This window comes from Persicobacter diffluens, from assembly GCF_036244895.1.
Classification (GTDB): Bacteria; Bacteroidota; Bacteroidia; order Cytophagales; family Cyclobacteriaceae; genus Persicobacter; species Persicobacter diffluens.
Genome location: NZ_BQKE01000004.1, coordinates 404,629 through 423,884 on the forward strand (window position 1 = coordinate 404,629; position 19,256 = coordinate 423,884).

Here is a 19,256-nt window from a genome sequence, read left to right on the forward strand (position 1 = left end):
TTTGATGAAAAATTTCATGCTTAATCTTGGGGCCATGGGGATGCTGCTTGCTGCTGCAGCCTGTCAGCCTTCCGCTTCCAGTAGCCAGGAAGAGGCGAAAAAGCCCAATATTCTGTTTTTAGCGGTAGATGACCTCCGACCCGAATTGGGTTGCTACGGAACGGAATATGCCATTACTCCGAATATTGACCGATTGGCAGCCAAAGGGCTACGCTTTGATAATGCCTATTGTCAACAGGCCATTTGTAGTCCTTCTCGGGCGAGTTTAATGACCGGTGCACGTCCGGAGACCATCGGCGTGGTGGAAAACTTTACCTATTTCCGGGATTTGAATCCTGATATTATTACCCTTCCGCAGCAATTTAAAGCCAATGGCTATGAGACGGTGAACGTGGGGAAAATTTACCATGGGAAATATAATGACCCGGAGCTGTCCTGGTCAAGACTACCGGCTACGGATAAAGTGGAGGCCAAAAAACCGGCGCTTCCTGGAGGTTATGCCTTGCCTGAGAACCAGGCTTTGTTTAAGCAAACCCGCAAAGAAAGTATTGAAAAGTACGGCCTGGAGATGACACAGAATGGTTTGGCGAACGGGCCGGTGTACGAATGTGCGGATGTACCGGACAATGCCTATGAGGATGGCTATAATGCAGATTTGGCCATTGCCACCCTGAAAGACATGCTGGAGAAAAATCCGGATAAGCCCTTCTTCCTGGGTTTAGGATTTAAAAAGCCTCACCTAAGCTTTATTGCGCCTAAAAAATATTATGATCTTTATGATCCGGAGCAAATACCCTTGACTGCACAGCCTGAGGCACCTGAGGGGGGTGCGGCGATGGGATTGCATCCTTCTTTTGAGCTTAGAGTACGGCAGGGAGCGCCTAAATCAGGTCCTATAACGGACGATTTGGCCAGAGAATATAAGCATGCCTATTTAGCCTGTGTCAGTTATATTGATGCGCAGATTGGCCGCATGATCGACGCCCTGGAAGAGGCCGGCGTGGCGGATAATACCATTATTATGCTTTGGAGTGACCACGGTTGGCATCTGGGTGAAATGGGCATTTGGGGGAAAGCCACCTCTTATGAGTGGGCTACACGTGTGCCGATGATTGTGGCTGCTCCGGATATGCCCATGGAGGTTCGCGGAAAATCAACCCAAGCCCTGGTAGAATTGGTGGATATGTATCCAACCCTGTGTGATATGGCCGGAATTGACATGCCAGCACATTTGGAAGGGCATAGCTTTAAACCATTATTAAGTGATCCAAAACAGCCCTGGAAAAATGCGGCTTTCTCCTTATTCCCAACGCCGGCTTTGCGCGAGTGGGCAGCCAACCCATTAACGGTCGGTATGCGGGAGACCTATTTCGGTCCTTTGATTCAGGAAGTAGAGGATAAAATCAAAGCGCAAATGGGCGATCGTTGGGATCGTGATTTATATGAAAACCATCTGATGGCTTATACCATGCGGACGGAGCAGTATCGTTTGGTGCTTTGGCAAGACAGCCGGGATAAATCCCTGCCACCGGTTTTTGTGGAATTATATGATCATGTGAATGATCCTTTGGAAACAAAAAATATGGCGCAGGAGCAGGAAGCATTGGTAACAAAGCTTAGCAAGCAATTAAAGGCGGGCTGGCAGGAAAGTTTACCAAATAGTTAATTAGCCCGGATAATTTATGCTTAAATCCTCGTTTAGCTGTAAGGCGGATAAAACGAAGGAATTTTTCCTATTTCGAGTTTTTTCCAACGAAACAGATGAATGCGGAAAAAGCAAGCTTGCCAAATTTAGGCTAATATAAATCAAAGAAAACAAATTTTAATGACCTGAAAATAAACCACTTGTGATTAGTTAGTGAATTTAGCGGTGAATAATTCGGGTTAGTGAAGCTTATCATAATAGACATGAAGAACCTTATTTTAATTATTGTATTTTTCTTAGCCTTAAATACTTCTTTTGCACAGCATGCTTCTCGGGAGGCAAAAATCCAGTATTTTGTGGAGCAAAGTGTACAAGAATTTAAGTTGGATAAAAAACAGGCGAAAAAGCTAAAGGAAGCCCGGGTAGAATACATTGCAGTGCTTTCTGAGGCGCAGCAAAAGTTCAAAAACGGTAGCATTTCCAAAGATCAACAATTGGAAATTAATAAAAATGCAAGTAAAGATTTCAAGTCATTCATGGGACAGCTGACCGGTTACACCCCGGGAGAATTAGATGAGGCCTTGGCTAAAATCAGGGCCGGTCTTACTATGATTTAAATTATTATCATTCAAGGGATGATTTTCCTATTATCCCTGATTTTTTTTTGAGGTATGTTGGGTAGCGGGTAGTAGCTTTCTGCTCGGCATGCTTAGGAAGTGTTTAAAAGCTAAAATTCAAAAAAAACAGCTTTTTTCTCGAGCAGTTAAATGGCTTTTTTATTGGATTAGCTCGGCATTGTGGAAAGTTTATGCCATATGTCGGCCAATATTTGGAACTTGCTTCCAGTGGAGTGGTTTTAAACGCCCCTTTAAATTAGCTCATATGAAAAAGATGAAAAATACTAGTTTTCTGGCGATGCTTTGCCTGTGTTTTTGGGGAAGCATATCCGCCTCTGCTCAGGAGCGGAAGCCCAATATCCTGATGATTGTCTGTGATGATTTAGGGTATAATGATGTAGGTTTTAACGGATCTAAGGATATAAAAACACCCGCCCTCGATCAATTGGCCAAAGCGGGTACCATCATGACTTCCGGCTATGTCACCCATCCATTCTGTGGCCCAAGTCGCGCCAGTATGTTGACCGGTCGCTATCCGCACCCGATGGGGACTCAGTTTAATTTGCCACCAAATACGGAAGAGGAGGACCTGGGAATTCCGGTGGCCGAATTGGGAATACCGGTGGAAGAAACCTATATCAGTAAGGTGTTGAAGGATGCAGGTTATTATACCGGTATTGTAGGAAAATGGCACCTGGGAACGGAGCCGCAATACCATCCAAATGTTCGTGGATTTGAGGATTTTTATGGATTCCTGGGAGGAGGACATAACTATTTTCCTAAGCAGTATCGGGAAGCTTACGAACGTCAGAAAAAACAAGGCAAGAAGGTGATTTTTGATTACCTGCTGCCGCTGGAGCACAATGGCAAAGAAGTACAGGAAGACGAATATTTGACCGATGCGCTCTCGAAACAGGCCATTCGTCAGGTGAATGAAGCTAAAGCACAAGACAAGCCTTTCTTTATGTATTTAGCTTATAATGCTCCGCATACCCCCTTGCAAGCCAAGGAGGAAGATATGGCCGAATACAGCGGCATTAAAGACCAAAAACGCCGGACTTATGCCGCCATGGTGCATGCGGTAGACCGTGGGGTGAGCCAAGTAGTCAGGCAGTTAAAGGAAAATGGGCAGTTTGAGAATACCTTGATTGTATTTTTAAGTGATAATGGCGGTAAAATAGGCCGTGGAGCCAATAACTATCCTTTGAGAGAGGGTAAAGGTAGTGCTTGCGAAGGAGGTTTTCGAGTACCCATGTTCTTCCACTGGCCGGCACATATCCCTGCCGGCAAGCGCTTTAATTATGTGGTTTCCTCTGTGGATTTTTACCCTACTTTTGCGGAATTAGCCGGGGCTAAAATTCCCTCAGGAAAGGTGCTGGATGGTAAAGTGGTGATCAACGATATTATGAAAAACCGCAATACCCGCAAAGATGAGGCTATTTTTGCGATGCGTCACCGCAATACTTATAATGAGGTGGGCGTTCGTTATAATGACTGGAAGCTGTTGAGCCAGGAATTAGGGGTGTGGCAGCTTTACAACCTTAAAAAAGATATTGGAGAGCAAAAGGATGTGAGTGCAAAGCACCCTGAAATTGTGAAAGAGTTAGTGCAAAAAGCCCAGGATTGGAGTGAATCCCACCATGCCCCTCGTTGGTTCCATGATGGCAATACCAGGGAGCTTTGGGAGAAAAATGAGATGCCCAGGTTTGACAGAACCTTTCAGTGTACCTTTTTTTAATCTGAAAAATTTACCAAATATGCGCAAGGGGTTTATAGGCAGGTCGTTGAGGGTCATTGTCTTAGATTTAAAATAGCGCGAATTTGGCCAAGCTTGCGATCTCCTCATTCAACTGCTCGTTGGAAAAAACTCAAAATAGGAAACTATTCCTTCATTTTTCCGCTTTGCTGTTAATGGAGGATCGAAGCATGCATCATTCAGGTTAAATCGATTTTAATCATACAGCAATAAGGGTTTACCCTTAATGGATGGGTTTATTCCTTGGGAGAATTTTGATGTTCATACCAATGTTAATTTTAGACAAGGATTCAGTTAATAGCTGAATCCTTTTTCTAATTAGTTGATAATTAGTAGGCTATGATTATCTTAAATAGTTCATTTTTTAACCAATAAGATAGTGTAATATACTGTAACAATAGGTTAAGTTTGGCCCATTCAACTCGCGCCATATCCCCTATCTTTACTTGCGTAAATAAAGCAGTCTTTAATGGTATATGATTTCGTAATTTTTTAGTTTCGCATGCGGATTTTATGAGTCTAATATTTCAGGCAGCTTTTTTAATGTTTTAATTTTTTTTGTATTTTCTATATGAAATATTTTTATTCACACCTGCAGGAAAGGGGGATATTAGTTTTTGCCTTACTAATGTTTTGTACCTCCTTCGCTTGGGCTCAGAATATTAAGGTCCGGGGAACCGTTTCGGAGAAAGACGCTGGTAGTTTGCCGGGGGTAACGGTTATTAATGAAAAAACGAAAAAGGGCACCATTACTGATGTGGAAGGACAATACCAATTGCCTGCATCGGTAGGGGATTTGCTAACCTTCTCTTTCGTGGGGATGAAAACCGTCAGCCACACCGTTGTTGGGGAAGAGCTTTCCATTACCATGACCTCAGACCTGGTCGATTTGGAAGAGGTGGTCGTAATTGGTTATGGTGAGGTAAAAAAGAAAGAGCTGACCGGTGCGGTGGCTCAGATTAAAGCCGATGATATCACCAAATTTACTTCCGCAGATTTAGGAACAGCACTGCAGGGGCAAATTGCTGGGGTGAATATTTCCGCCGGCTCTGGAGCGCCTGGGGCAGAGTCTAATATTCAAATTCGTGGTATCAGTTCCATCAGCGGTTCCAATACCCCACTATTTGTGGTAGATGGTATTCCTCAGGAAGGGGATCCAAGATTGGCTGCCAATGAAATTGAGACGATTGATGTATTGAAAGATGCCGCCTCTTGTGCGATTTACGGTACCCGTGGTGCCGCCGGGGTAATTTTGATTACCACCAAGCAGGGGAAAGAAGGAGAGATGAAAATCTCTTTCGATGGGTCCTCTGGATTTCAGCGTATTCAGGAGCAATCTCGTGTTCCACTGATGAATAAGTATGAGCAGTCTTATTATGATTTGGTCTATTCTCGCAATTTTCATGGTAAAGTGGATGATGAAGCAAATACTCATTACAATCGTTCTCAGTATTTGTTTTTGAATGATACCGATATGGTGAGTTATGTGCTTAATGATATGGCCGCCGTGCATAATTACAACATAAATGCTGCTGGTGGTACCAAAAAGATGAAGTACAATGTCTCGGCCGGTTATTTTGGTCAGGAAGGGGTTGTTATTAACTCGCGTTTTGATCGTTTCAACACCCGCTTCAATACGGAATTTCAAAAAGGAAAATTAAATATAAAGACCGGTTTGGCTTTTATGCATGAAAATCAGGCACAGCCAAGAGCAGATATTTTGATTCAATCGACGCGTTATTTCCCTTATCAGCCTGCCGTAAGTGTGGATGATGGTTCTTTTGATACTTCCGGAGATGGTACCAATCCATTAGTTTTGGCCCTGGCCAATACGATGAGAGCGATTGGTTTTGAAGATACCGGAAAACGAAACCGTATCAATGCCAATATGCGTGCGGCTTATCGAATTACGGATAATTTGAGATTTGAATCTCGAGTGGGGGCAAATTTTGTGAATTATCAACGGAAAATGTTCGCTCCCAATTATGCCATTTATGATCGAAGCGGGCTATTGTTAACGCAAATTAGTGATTCCTATATTCAGCAGAGTTTCACCTACAACGGTTCAATTAGCGCGGATGCGAGTTTAAATTACACCAAGAAATTTGATAAACATCGTATCGTAGCTACTGGAGCGGCATCTTATGAGATGTACAGCATGAATCAGTTTACAGCGGGCCGTCAATTCATCGTTGATAATGACATCAAGGTGATCGAAGGAGGTTTGTTGAATCCCTATGCTTACTCTGGCGGAAATGACCGTACCGATATTCTGCTAGGAACTTTAGCGAGAGTGCAATATGATTATGATAGTAAATATATGTTGAGTGCCTCTGTGCGTCGGGATGGATCTTCTCGTTTTACCGAAGCTTATCGTTGGGGATTTTTCCCTTCCATCTCTGCAGGTTGGAATGTTTCGGATGAGCCATTCTGGGATAATATCGCCAAGACGGTGAACAACTTTAAGTTACGTGCCAGTTATGGTACCACGGGTAATCAGAATTTTAGATCCTATTCTTTCGCGCCCACCATTACCAGAAACCAGGATTATATCTTCGGCGCTGAGGGACGGGAAAGCATTGCATATGGCGCTATCCAAACGGCTTTTGCCAATGAGAATGTGCGTTGGGAAACCACTGTACAGGCCAACTTTGGTATTGACATCGGGATGTTTGACAACCGTTTGACTTTTGGAGTTGATTTGTACGATACCCGTAAGCACGATATGCTATTCCCGGTGCAATTACCTCCTTCAGCCGGTGTTGGTTCCGGAGCAGATTCCCGGATCACGATGAATGTGGGAGATATGATGAACCAGGGGATTGAGATTTCTGCAGGATATCGTTCCATTGACCGTGCCGTTAAGTGGGGGATAAATGGTACTTTCACCAAGAATATCAACCGGGTTACGCGCATGTCTGGAGAAGATATTATTTATAATAATCAAACCTTTATGGCTGGTGATCCCAACTCCATGGTGACTACCGTCGCCTTAGGACATGAGGTGGGTGCTTTCTTCCTTTATCAGACCGAGGGTGTGATTAAAACGCAGGAGCAGCTGGATGCTTATAGAGCCTTGGTGCCATCGGCAAAAATGGGTGATCTGATGTATATCGATACCAACGAAGATGGTAGAATCACAGAAGAAGATCGCGTTTATTCCGGTAGTGGTTTACCACTATTTGAAGCAGGATTAAATACTAATATTGAGTATAAAGGATTCGATTTCAGTATGCAATGGTATGCCAATGTGGGGAATAAAGTAATGAACGGAACCAAAGCAGCTGCTTATTCTTTCCAGCGCCACAAAGACCTGTACTATTCCTGGTCTGAAGCCAATAACCAATCAGATGTGCCCGCCTTCAGAGGAGACAGCCGCCAGCATGCCAATTATGCCGCTGCTACGGACTACTGGTTAGAGGACGGTTCCTTCCTAAGATTGCGCTCCGTAACCCTTGGTTATAACTTCAAAAAAGAAGTGAATGATAAACTTAAAGTGCAGGGATTGAGAGTGTATGTTACTGCTCAAAATCCATTGACCTTTACCAAGTATACCGGTTTTGATCCGGATGTCGGAGGAAATGGTACCTCTACCCGTGGTTTGGATATCGGACGTTATCCAATCGCATCTCAGTATCTGTTAGGCCTTAAATTTTCATTCTAATTTTTACGGACATGAAAAGATTTAATATATTTATTTTTATTCTTTTATTTTTTAATGTGGCCTGTTCCAATTTGTTGGATCAGGAGAATCCGAACAAAACCCTGGTGCATAATTTCTGGCAGGATTTAGACGATACCAATACCGGATTAAATGCCACTTATTCTACCTTGCTGAATCACTTTATCCTTAGTATTGAGGAGGAAAGTTTGCGTTCAGATTTGGGATATCCCGGAGGGGGACGTCCTAGTCCATGGGGAAATAAAGCCATTTATTACTATTATACCTATGGAGCGGCAGAACAACCAATTTTGTTGAAATGGCAGGCTTATTATCAGGGCGCTTTCCGGGCCAATCAGGTGATTGAGGCTTTGGAGCGATTAGAAGGCTCAGTTGATGAGGAAGAACGTGTGCTTCAAATGGCGCAGGCCCGCTTTTTAAGAGGCTTGTTTCACTTCTACGCGCACTCTATTTTTAACGAAGGAGAGGTCATTATTTATGATGAAACGCCAAAGACTACCGCGGATTATACCAGATCTATTTCTGATTATCAGGAAGTGGTGGACTTCTTCCGCGCAGATCTGCAGTATGCTTTGAATAATTTGCCGGCAGATTATCCTTCTAATCAGATGGGTAGAGTTACCGCTGGTGCTGCGGCCTATTATTTGGCTACCAGTTACTTATATGAAAAGGAATATGATAAAGCGAAAGATCTTTATGAAGATATCATTTATAATCATTCCGGTAATTTAAAAGATTATCAGTTGGAGCAGGACGAAACAGTACTGTTTACCGATAAAGCGGCGGGCTGTGATGAAATTATTTTCCAGGTGAATTATGGCCTGGGCCTACGTCCTGAGATGGGAATTTGGGATGAGCAAAGTTTAAGTAACCGACTGGCCAATATGGTATCTCCTCAGAGTACCGGGGGAGGGAGAACCTTACTTCCTTCATTGTGGCTGACCCATGCTTACAGAGCAGAGACCCTGGATACGAAAGACAAACGGAATTATTATACCACTGAGGAAGGGGAGGAAAAAATGAAAGTAGTTTCCCTTCGTTCTTCCAATATGATCGCCCTAATTGAGGATGATCAAACCCCCTATTATCTGGAAGGTTTGGCGCGTGATATGGCTCCTTTTAACAGCTTTGAATATGGTTATTTTAAAAAGTATAGTAATCATGATATTATTGACAGTGAGTTAAATATGGAAGAGGGCCGTAACCGTTCGGGTAAAAATGTTCCCGTGGTTCGTTTGGCCGAAGTTTATTTGAATTTAGCAGAATGCTACATTAAGTCGAATCAGGTGGACCGAGCGCTTCCCTTAATGAATGAAGTTCGCAAGCGCTGGGCCTTACAGCTGATCGGACCTTCCAATGGGGATACGGATCATGATTATGACGAAATTGTTTATAATGCAGAAAGCCTGATGGAGCGCTTAATGTATAAGGAAAAACCCTTGGAGCTATCCATTGAAGGACATTCTATGCGTTTTATTGACCTTCGTCGTTGGGGAGTTTTAAAAGAGCGTTTTGAAGAATTGGCTCAGGAGGAATACTATGGCCTCGGCTATAAATTTGTTGGGCAGGATGGTAATGAAAAAACGAAATGGGCACTGTTGAGATGTGTAAGTATTGATGGTCCTCCAAACGGAACACCAAAAATACTGAAAGACTTTGAGAGAGCTGCTGAAAATTTCAATCCTCAAATCCACAATTATTTACCTATTCCGGCAAGAGAGGTGATGGCTAACCCAGGGATCTATAATAAGAAAAAGTAGTATGAGATTTTTTAATATATTTATAGCCTTCACAACATTGATGTTGTGGGGCTGTGTTCAGGACTATCAAATTCCATCTCATGAATTTTCAGATTTAGCATGGAATTCTAATAAAAACGGGGAACGTTTTTGGGTGCTAAATGAAGGAGAACATGTGACCATGTATAATTTGTCCCAGGGATTGGTGTACCAATCCTGGGAGATTTCAGAAGGGACTTATTTCCTCGATGGTAATTTTGATGCCAATTCGGATTTGTCTGAGCATGTGTTGGAAGACTCAGTGAGTTATACCAATGAAAAGATGGTGCATATCTATTATCCGACAGAAGGTACTTATGAAATTAATTTGAATAGCAGTTTTGAGGAAGAGGTGTACCGTGTAGGTTTTGACAATGACACCCTTCGGAGTACATTTAATGCCGAAGACGGACTATGGCATGTAGACACTACTTTCGTGGTGGATGTCTATGGCAGTGTGAAACCCGCCTTTGAAGTAGAGTATAAAGGGGAGATTGTGCTTGAGATAGAGGGGGATCAGGAAGTTCCTACCACGGATGCCGATAAGGCCAATTGGAAGAAACTGGAGGTTGAGGCCGGAGAGCCGCTGATATTCCGAGATTTGACCACCAAGGGTCGTCCTAATACAAGACAGTGGTTGTTGAACCAGGCGCAGGAAGAGGAGAGCAGGGAAGAGGAATTTGCTGCATTGTACTCTAAATTGGGAACACATTATGCAGGAGAGTTATTAGCCATTCGTACCGGTGATGAAATTATTTCGTCTAATCGTCAACGTAAAGCTATACCATTGCAAATTTCGGTGATTCCTTCTTCTAAGCCATTTTTTCAGGAAGGCGATATCAGTCTGGATGTAGAAAAAGTGATTAGATTTTCAGTCAATGGGGGAGTGGCCAATATTCCTGCCAATGAAAAAGACCACTTTACTTTGAAAGTAAAGAATGCAGGCAAGGGGTTTGAGGAAGATATTCTGGTGGAGCAGGTCAGAGTGAGTGATAATAATACTGTAATTGAATTAATCCCTGCTGCTCCCGTATATGGAAATGATCTGATCGTGGTAGAGTATACCGGTGGAAACATTATGTCTGAGGATGGGCGAGTTTTACAGGGGTTTGATGCCACAGTGAATGCCCGTATAGGTTTTGAGGTGTTACCGGAAGATTATTTTAGTTTTGCTAAGGGGCAGGAGCATTGGGATTTTTATTTAAGTAACAATGTGTTTTCTTTTGAAGAAGATGTTAATGGAGCGGCACATGTCCTTAAGTTCTCTACCTCGGAAGTGCCTGACGCACATAAATTTGCTATTCTTCATGAAGATAAAGAAAATCGTCCTTTTTCAATCCCCTCAGGAATGTATAATCGGAAGATTCGCGTATATATTGAGCCTGGCAGCATGATGCCAAATGTTACTTTCCGTGCCAAGACCACGAATACAAATTGGTGGATGCCAATGGTATTTGATCTTTCGGATGTGCCACAAGGCCAATGGGTGGAAGTGGAAGCTCCTCAGAATATTGCGGAAACCCTTGAGTTTAATACGCCTAAAACACAGTTCGTGATGGATAAAGACTTTCCAAGAACCGGAACAATCTACATTGATTATATCCAGTTTATCCGGGAAGATTACCGACCATAAGAATTTTTTGAGAAGAATGAGCCCGGTTCGAACCGGGCTTTTTTTTAACGCTGTTTTGCTATGAAGAAGTGTTTGTTAAGTATAGTGGCCCTGTTTTGTGGGCTAATGCCACTAAAGGCACAAAGGAATGATCACCCCAATATTATACTCATCGTTTCTGATGATCACGGCAGGGCTGATATGGGTTGTTACGGTAATCAGGTAATCCAGACCCCCAGCATTGATGCCTTGGCCCGGGAGGGGATTCGTTTCGAAAATGCTTACTGCACCACCGCTTCCTGTAGTGCTTCCCGTTCGGTGATTATGAGTGGGATGTACAATCATGCCACAGGGCATTATGGACATGAGCATGCCTATCATCACTTTGCTACTTATGATCACATTCTCTCCTTGCCGGTGATGCTGGAGCAATTTGCCGATTATAAAACGGCCAGAATCGGCAAATATCATTTAGGACCGGAGGCGGTTTACCATTTTCAGCAGGTGTTGCAGGCCGATGGCCGGAATACCTACGAGATGAGTCAGCGTTCTTTGGCCTTTATTGAGGACTGTGGTGAAGCGCCATTTTTCTTATACTACTGTCCAAAAGATCCTCACCGTGGATTGCATAAGTATCCGGGAAAATTTGGTGCCAATAAATTTGGTAATCTCGAGGAAGGCTATGCCGGTATTCGTACGACCAAGTATAAGCCGGAAGAGGTTTCGGTTCAGCCCTTTATGCCAGATTCTAAATGCTCCAGAGAAGAATTGGCCGAATATTATCAGTCCATAAGTCGAATGGATCAGGGCATGGGATTGTTATTTGACAGCCTTAAGCAAAAAGGACTCTGGGACAATACGCTTATTCTCTATTTGGCGGATAATGGCCTGGCCTTTCCCGGAGCCAAAACCAATCAATATCAGCCGGGCATTAACCTGCCGCTGATCATTAAAAATGTAAAGCAGCAAAATGCAGGACAAGTGACCACCGCATTTGTCAATTGGACGGATTTAAGTCCAACGATCCTGGACCTGGTAGGTGTCCTTCCGAAAGCAGAAGCCAGGGTGAAAAAAATCGCTAAAGGAAAGCCTAAATTAAATCCCCAATCTTATTATAAAAATGGATTCCACGGAGTATCGTTTAAAGAGGTGTTGGAAGATCCGAAGCATTTTAAGCGGGAGAACCGAACATTCGCTTCCCATACTTTTCATGAGGTGACCATGTATTATCCGATGCGGACCATCATTACAGATCGCTACAAACTGATTTGGAATGTGACCTCCGGAACGCCTTTTCCTCATGCCAAAGATATCTGGAATTCTTCTACCTTGCAGGAAGCCTTAGCGTCTCCAGGGCAGATGTATGGACGCAGATCTTTATATGATTATACCTTTCGCGCGGAATTTGAATTATTTGACCTTAAGAACGACCCGGAAGAAGCGCATAATCTGGCGGCGAATCCCAGCTATGAAAAAGTATTATCTGATATGATTCAGGAACTTAAAGCATTTCAGCAGCAAACCAGTGATCCCTGGTTTCAAATATGGGAAAGAAATGAGGCCTTGAAAGAAGTGGAAATGTAATAACGGAACTTGGCTTGGAGATAAACAGAAGTATTCTGCTTGCTGGAAGGGGAAGGGCTTTTTCATCAAAAGCTAGATCTACCATTCAATACCTTATATTTAATTATTAATCGTTTCTTTTTCATTTTTTCTTGACAAAAACGAAACAAGAAATCAAGGCTGTGATCAATGTCGGCGGGACAAAGAACCTGCTGACGGAATCCATCAAGGCGACATTTGGAGCGGGCAGGAGACTGGTGAAATATTGCTAAAATGTCGCTGTGATGCCTTCTTGTCGCCAGCAGAACCTTTGTCTATCCGCCCATTGATCAAGGCCATCCCCTTGTATTGGAAATTTCTTCCGTATATTTCAAAAACGCACTAAATGCCAATGAATGCCCCTATTCTAAAAAACATTCGAGCACATTAGGGACATTCGTGGCTAAAATCATCACACCTACTCCTCAAAAGTTAATTAGTGGAATTGGCGTAACCTTAGGTTTGCAATGCAGAAACGGGTAGGATTAATCCAAGTAATTTACAATCAGATGTTAGAGGTTGATTTTGAGTTAAATATAACTTTAATGATATTGGTTTCAATTCTAGAACCTGAAACCATAAGGGTTAGTGAACTTCATTTTGCGTCCAGGTAAGACCTATACGAATTCTAACAACTAACCCTTTGACTCAGACAGGACCTGCATGAGAGATCAGATTTGATAAGGTTTTTAGGTGGTATTTGAGTCATGGTTTCTAAAATTGTATTGATATGGATTTTAACCATTATTTAGGTATTGATGTAAGTAAGGGAAGTCTGGAACTCCATCTTATTTCACTGGATCAGTCGATTGAATTTGAGCCTATTGATAATACTGATGATGCCATCACTACCGGTTTGTTTGAGTTGTGTAAGCTTTATCAGTTGTCGGGTGAAAACACGCTCATTATTGCGGAACATACCGGAATTTACACCTATCCATTGATTCGGGTATGCTCGGAATTAGGCTTGAGCCTTTGGCTACAATCTGGTTATGAAATTAAGCATAGCCAGGGGCTGCAAAGGGGGAAAAATGACAAGGTGGATGCATATCGAATAGCGGAATACGGACGTCGTTTTAGAGATAAGTACTCCCCCATTGAATTAGGGGAAAAGTCAATTGAATATCTTCGTTATTTGCGTTCAGAGCGTCGATTACTGGTAAAAGACAGAGCGAAATTTCAAGCCCAGCAGTCGGATCATAAAGATTTTATTTCTCCCGAGATTTATAAAGGAAGAGCGAAAAGAAACAAGGCAAGGATCAAGTTGCTGGATAGCCAAATCAAACAACTAGACCAAGAAATAAAGGAGGTAATACATGAAGATCCAAAGCTAAAGAGGTATTTGAAGCTTTTGACCTCTATAAAAGGCATTGGTTTGCAGATAGCACTGAATGTAATTATTGAGACTTTGGGGTTTACCAAAATTACAACCGCAAAAAAATTTGCTTGTCATAGCGGAATAGCGCCCTTTAGATACACTTCCGGAACGAGCGTAAGGTCTAAAAATAAAGTTTCCTACAAAGCCAACAGGAAGATGAAATCGTTGCTTTTTATGGGCGCTCTAAGCCTGCTTAATGTAAAGGACTCAGAGGAATACAGGTACTATAAAAGAAAGACTTCAGAAGGTAAAGAACATTATTCTGTGATGATCGCTCTAACTGATAAACTAGTGAGGAAAATGTACGCGGTCATTCGGGATGACCGGCCATACAGTAAGGAATATGAACCTAATTGGAGGAATGCTGAGGTGGCATAATTGGATGATTTGGAGAAATGAGTCTTTCGAAAAAAATAGAGTAAAATTGTACTAAAATAAATGAAAAAGCTTGACTTTACCATGAGAGAATTCGTGGTTTCAAAAATACATTCTCTGAACTTTTCTTGGTAAAAAACGAAACAAAAAATCAAGGCCATCCCCTTGTATTGGAAATTTCTTCCGTATATTTTTCAAATGCACTAATTGCCAATGAATGCCCCTATTCTAAAAAACATTCGAGCACATTAGGGACATTCGTGGCTAAAATCATCACACCTAATCCTCAAAAGTTAATTAGTGGAATTGGCGTAATTTGTGGTTAAAAACATCACCACAACTCCCCAATACAAAAATCAATAATAATTTGTGAAATTTGTGGCAAAAAATACCACTCCTACCCTCTAAAAACTGGCCACACATTCTGTAATCGTATTCGGGGCAACCGTACACTGCAAGGGAGATGCTGCTATCAACAAGAAAAGGCAAGTCCTCCTTATTTTATCCTCACTCCATTTGAAACAACTTCTGAGGGAGGAATTTGTCCGGGAGAAATGTGGACTTCCTTCCTTCCGTTCTCTAAAATTATTATCTTTACGCTATCTCAAAAATGTATAAATGGTGAATTTCCTGAATGGAACAGCCATGATTTTACGAGCTGAGAGCGCATTTTTTAAAAGAAGGTTATGAGAAGAGGTTCTGTTTATTTTTGCCAGTGGGTGAATTTTCTATTTTTATTGTTTCCGCAATGCCTTAGAGCACAGGGATCATTAAAAGTTGCCGGGACTTATAGTATAGAAGATGGTTTAATCCACAATGGTGTGACTTCCATGGTGGAAGATGATAAGGGTTATCTTTGGTTTGGTTCATTTGAAGGTTTGTGCCGATATGATGGTCTGAATACCGAAGTTTATAAAAACGCCATTGGATCTCCGCTCCTCAAAAATAACCAGATAAAAAGCCTGGCCAAGGATACTAAGGGTAATGTCTGGATTGGCACGGAAAAGGGAATCTCCTGCTATAATCAAAAGTTAGATCAGTTTTTTGATATTGATGATTATCACTCCTTCAAGAGTCCGTCAATTCGGAAAATAAAAATGGGGGCGGAAGGCGCACGTATTATCGCCTGGTCAGCAGAAGAAGGCGCTTTCCTCTATAATCATGAATATGAATTGATAGATTATTTTCCCCATTGCCAATGGAATAGCTTTGACCAAAATGTGATTGATTTCTTGCCCATTAGCCAGGATCAATATTTGGTGCAGACCAATAGAGGTCTTTTCAGCTATGATGCAGCGCAGGGAAAGTATGATTTGCTGTTTAAAATTAGGCCCTCCATTCACGGTAATGTTATTCGATTAAATTCGGAGGAATTTCTTTGTACATCTTTTGATGGCATCCATTACTTCAAGCTTGAAAGTACTCAAGGACAACTGAGACTGCTGAACAGGAGGGTCGTGAGAAAAGGCACCGCCTTTACAAGTGTGGAACAAGATAGCTTTGGAGGATTCTGGCTGGGAAGTTTAATTTCCGGGATTTATAAATTTAATAATCTTTCGGATTTATTAAATCTTGACATTGAACCAGGGCGATTCCAATTGCCTTCAGTGAATTTGCGAATTAGTGGATCTTATGTGACCTCAGACCAACGTATATGGGTGAGCAGCTACAATAAAGGGGCCTTCTGTTTTAACGGTCGCCCCAATCCTTTCCACCTTTACGAAACGGACAATACCCTGAGTAAAGGTTATATCAATACCATGGATGATTTTGATAGTTGTCGTGCCATTGTGACGGTTTCTTATGGTTCCATGCACCTTTTTAATACGGAAACCAACCAATTAGATCCAATCGATTTTTTGCCGGAATCATTAAGGAATGCGCAATGTCACTGGATGTTTGGGGATAAGGTAGGAGATTTTTGGATGAACTTTGGGGAGGACAGAGGGATTATGCGCTATTCCAAAAAGAAGGATAAGGTGGAGTATTTAGCGGAAATGGAAGCCATCATTCCTTACCGTATGCGACTTCGTGGGCAGGCAGAGGATGATAATTTAAATCTATGGTTGGCGGATAAGGACCATATTTTTCTGGTGAAGATGGAGGAGGACCGCACTATTTTAGCCGTGGAGGATATCAGTCAGCAGTCTTTTTTTGCGGAACATCAGGATCTCATTTTTAAATTTTTATACAAAGACCCGGGGGAACCCTATATCTGGATAGGGAGTAATAGTGGGTCCCTTATTCGCCTAAATCCTGAACGCAAAAATAGTCAGGGAGAATTCATAGTGGAAGAATTTCCAATTCTTGGGCTTCAAAGTGAAGAATTAACCAATAGCGTTATCTCCTGTATGCTCCGATTGCCCAATGGTGATTTTTATGTAGGGACGGAATTCAATGGGATTTACTTATTTGATTTCAGTCAGCAGGAACCAAGCTATACCATTCTTTCAGAAAAGGAGGGGCTATCCAATAATATTGTCCGAAATATGTTATTTGATGGAGAAGAGGGCATTTGGGTTTCCACGGATTTGGGCTTGAACCTGATCCATACCAATACCAAAGAAATTCGCCGTTTTACCCTGGGTGACGGCTTACCGTTCCAGGATTTTTGGTATTCCGCCCTGCGTTTGAAGAACAATAAAATGTTAATGGCGGGCTGGTCCGGACTGAGTTTTTTTGATCCCAAAGAAGTGAGTGTGAATGAACAATTTCCGACCGTTTCTTTTGGTCAGTTGTATATAAAAAATAAACAGGTAAATCCATTAGATACTATTCAGGGGCGGGTGATTCTCGATAAGGCTTTGGAGTCAGGAGATGTACTGGATTTGCGCTATGACGAGAATTTCTTTGCGGTAGATTTTAAAGCCATTCAATTTGGGAATATGGATAATACCATGATTCGTTACCAGCTGCTACCGGGCAATGAATCCTGGATTCACCTTCCGGCCCACCAGAGTCGGATCGTTTTTAATGAACTCCAAGCCGGAAAATACCAATTGAATATTCAGGCTTCCAATGCGCTGAATAAGTGGACGGCTCCCATGACCCTCAATATCCATATTGCTCCTCCGTTTTGGAAAACCATTTATGCCTATGTGGTTTATACGCTGGTGTTTATTTTACTTTTTTATCTATTGATGAGGGTGATATTAAATTTCAATTCCCTTAAATATCAGGTGCAGATTAAGGAATTGGAGAAAAAGCAACAGAAAGATTTAAACGATGCTAAATTGAGTTTTTTCTCCAATATTTCTCATGAGCTTAAAACGCCCTTGACCCTGATCACGGGTTTGGTGGAACAGCTGTCCTTAAGACTTAGAGGTAATGAGGAGATCCACCAGAAGTTACTGACCATCGGGCGGCAGTCTCGGAAAATGACGGAACTGGTACATCATGTCCATGAATTCCATAAATCAGAATCCGTGGCCCTTTCTCTGGAGCCGGAGGTGTTTGATTTCGGCTTATTCATGAAAAATTTACTGGCGGATTTTGAATATCTGGCAGAGGATGAAGGAAAAAGCTTAACCGTAGCGCTTCCCGAGGAGCAGGTCATCGTAAAAGCAGATCAGGAAAAACTGGAAATCATTTTCAACAATTTATTGTCCAATGCTTTTAAATTTACGCAGGAAAAAGACAGCATTTCCGTTTCGGTGCGGGTGAAGGAGAATGAGGTAATGGTCTGGGTAAAAGATAGCGGAATGGGGATTGCTTCCGAAGATTTGCCCCATATTTTTGACCGTTTTTTTAAAGGTGAACATGCACAGGAGCATAACCCTCAGGGCAGTGGAATTGGACTATCTTTTTCTCAAAAGTTGGCGGGCTTGCATTATGGGGTAATTTCGGTGGAAAGTGTGATCCAACAGGGTGCTACCTTTTTGGTGAAATTACCGATTGTTTCTTCTGAAGAGATTAATCTGGATCAGAGCGAAGACGCCTCTGCCGATCATGTGGAAGTAGAGGAAAGCTGGGATGGCGCTTTTGAAAGTGAATACCAAAACGCCCTCATTTATGTGGTAGAGGACAATGTGGATTTGGGAAATTACCTGAAGAATACCCTTTCGCATAATTTTCAGGTAATGCTCTTTCATACTGCTGACGCTTGTTTAAAGCAACTCGAATTTCAGTGGCCGGATTTGATCATTTCTGATATTTATATGCCCGAAATGAGCGGGCTGGAATTATGCGAAATCATTAAAAGCGACCTGAAAACCACCCATATTCCCCTGATGATGCTTTCGGCTAGTGAAAAAATGGGAGATCAGATAAAAAGTGCACAGGTGGGAGCGGATATTCACCTGCAAAAGCCTTTCAAGAATGAACATTTATTTGCGAAAATTGAAGGCCTTTTGAGAAGTAGGGAACAACTGCAAAAGCGTTATCAGATAAATTATCCCTTAACGCAAAATAAGGTGAATACTGTGGAAGAGGATTTTCAGTTTATGGAAGTACTGAACCAGCTCATCGAAGAAAACCTGGATAATCCCGACCTGAACATTGATTACTTTCATACCAAACTTCATATCAACCGCACTCACTTTTTTAAGAAGGTAAAAGAACTCACCGATATGACCCCTCAGGAGTTGCTGCGCTCCCGCCGAATGAAAAAAGCCGCAACACTATTAGCTGAAAATGAATTATCCGTAAATGATGTCTTTATGCGTTCCGGTTTTAAGAGCCGGGCTCATTTTTCCAAAATCTTTAAGGAAACTTTTGGCGTGGCACCGAGTAAATATGTGGCCGAACATAAGCATAAAATCGACTAATGATCCGTTAATATTCAGCTATCTCATCCTCCTTTTAAATGCTAA

Annotated in this window: 9 protein-coding genes; all 9 read left to right on the forward strand. The window is 42.1% G+C overall.

Going from position 1 to position 19,256, the window contains the following annotated elements; all coding sequences use genetic code 11:
• Positions 1-4: 4 nt before the first annotated feature.
• Positions 5-1,666, forward strand: a complete 1,662-nt coding sequence (locus tag AAA970_RS23505; protein WP_338239336.1) for a sulfatase — start codon at positions 5-7, stop codon at positions 1,664-1,666.
• Between the two features lie 242 nt (positions 1,667-1,908).
• Positions 1,909-2,262 carry a hypothetical protein gene (locus AAA970_RS23510; protein ID WP_060689983.1) on the forward strand — a complete coding sequence of 118 codons (354 nt, stop codon included), beginning with the start codon at positions 1,909-1,911 and terminating at the stop codon, positions 2,260-2,262.
• Between the two features lie 265 nt (positions 2,263-2,527).
• Positions 2,528-4,000 (forward strand): sulfatase-like hydrolase/transferase, encoded by a 1,473-nt coding sequence (locus tag AAA970_RS23515; RefSeq protein ID WP_338239337.1) that lies wholly within the window; start codon positions 2,528-2,530, stop codon positions 3,998-4,000.
• Between the two features lie 589 nt (positions 4,001-4,589).
• On the forward strand, positions 4,590-7,682 hold the full coding sequence (locus AAA970_RS23520) for a SusC/RagA family TonB-linked outer membrane protein (RefSeq protein WP_338239338.1): 3,093 nt from the start codon (positions 4,590-4,592) through the stop codon (positions 7,680-7,682).
• An 11-nt stretch (positions 7,683-7,693) separates the two neighbouring features.
• Positions 7,694-9,460, forward strand: coding sequence for a RagB/SusD family nutrient uptake outer membrane protein (locus AAA970_RS23525; RefSeq protein WP_338239339.1), 1,767 nt, complete (start codon positions 7,694-7,696; stop codon positions 9,458-9,460).
• Position 9,461: 1 nt separating this feature from the next.
• On the forward strand, positions 9,462-11,111 hold the full coding sequence (locus AAA970_RS23530) for a hypothetical protein (protein ID WP_338239340.1): 1,650 nt from the start codon (positions 9,462-9,464) through the stop codon (positions 11,109-11,111).
• A 60-nt stretch (positions 11,112-11,171) separates the two neighbouring features.
• Positions 11,172-12,674: a sulfatase family protein gene (locus AAA970_RS23535; protein WP_338239341.1), complete on the forward strand. Its 1,503-nt coding sequence runs from the start codon at positions 11,172-11,174 to the stop codon at positions 12,672-12,674.
• A 748-nt stretch (positions 12,675-13,422) separates the two neighbouring features.
• The gene (locus AAA970_RS23540; RefSeq protein WP_060688498.1) at positions 13,423-14,448 is read left to right on the forward strand and encodes an IS110 family RNA-guided transposase; all 1,026 of its coding nucleotides are present in this window, start codon (positions 13,423-13,425) and stop codon (positions 14,446-14,448) included.
• A gap of 683 nt (positions 14,449-15,131) precedes the next feature.
• Positions 15,132-19,211: a hybrid sensor histidine kinase/response regulator transcription factor gene (locus AAA970_RS23545; RefSeq protein ID WP_338239342.1), complete on the forward strand. Its 4,080-nt coding sequence runs from the start codon at positions 15,132-15,134 to the stop codon at positions 19,209-19,211.
• Positions 19,212-19,256 lie beyond the last annotated feature (45 nt).

Bases quoted from the DNA above. Each gene is read 5' to 3' on its own strand.
- AAA970_RS23540 (WP_060688498.1), top strand. From the start codon at position 13,423: ATGGATTTTAACCATTATTTAGGTATTGATGTAAGTAAGGGAAGTCTG.
- AAA970_RS23510 (WP_060689983.1), top strand. From the start codon at position 1,909: ATGAAGAACCTTATTTTAATTATTGTATTTTTCTTAGCCTTAAATACT.
- AAA970_RS23520 (WP_338239338.1), top strand. From the start codon at position 4,590: ATGAAATATTTTTATTCACACCTGCAGGAAAGGGGGATATTAGTTTTT.
- AAA970_RS23530 (WP_338239340.1), top strand. From the start codon at position 9,462: ATGAGATTTTTTAATATATTTATAGCCTTCACAACATTGATGTTGTGG.
- AAA970_RS23515 (WP_338239337.1), top strand. From the start codon at position 2,528: ATGAAAAAGATGAAAAATACTAGTTTTCTGGCGATGCTTTGCCTGTGT.
- AAA970_RS23525 (WP_338239339.1), top strand. From the start codon at position 7,694: ATGAAAAGATTTAATATATTTATTTTTATTCTTTTATTTTTTAATGTG.
- AAA970_RS23545 (WP_338239342.1), top strand. From the start codon at position 15,132: ATGAGAAGAGGTTCTGTTTATTTTTGCCAGTGGGTGAATTTTCTATTT.
- AAA970_RS23505 (WP_338239336.1), top strand. From the start codon at position 5: ATGAAAAATTTCATGCTTAATCTTGGGGCCATGGGGATGCTGCTTGCT.
- AAA970_RS23535 (WP_338239341.1), top strand. From the start codon at position 11,172: ATGAAGAAGTGTTTGTTAAGTATAGTGGCCCTGTTTTGTGGGCTAATG.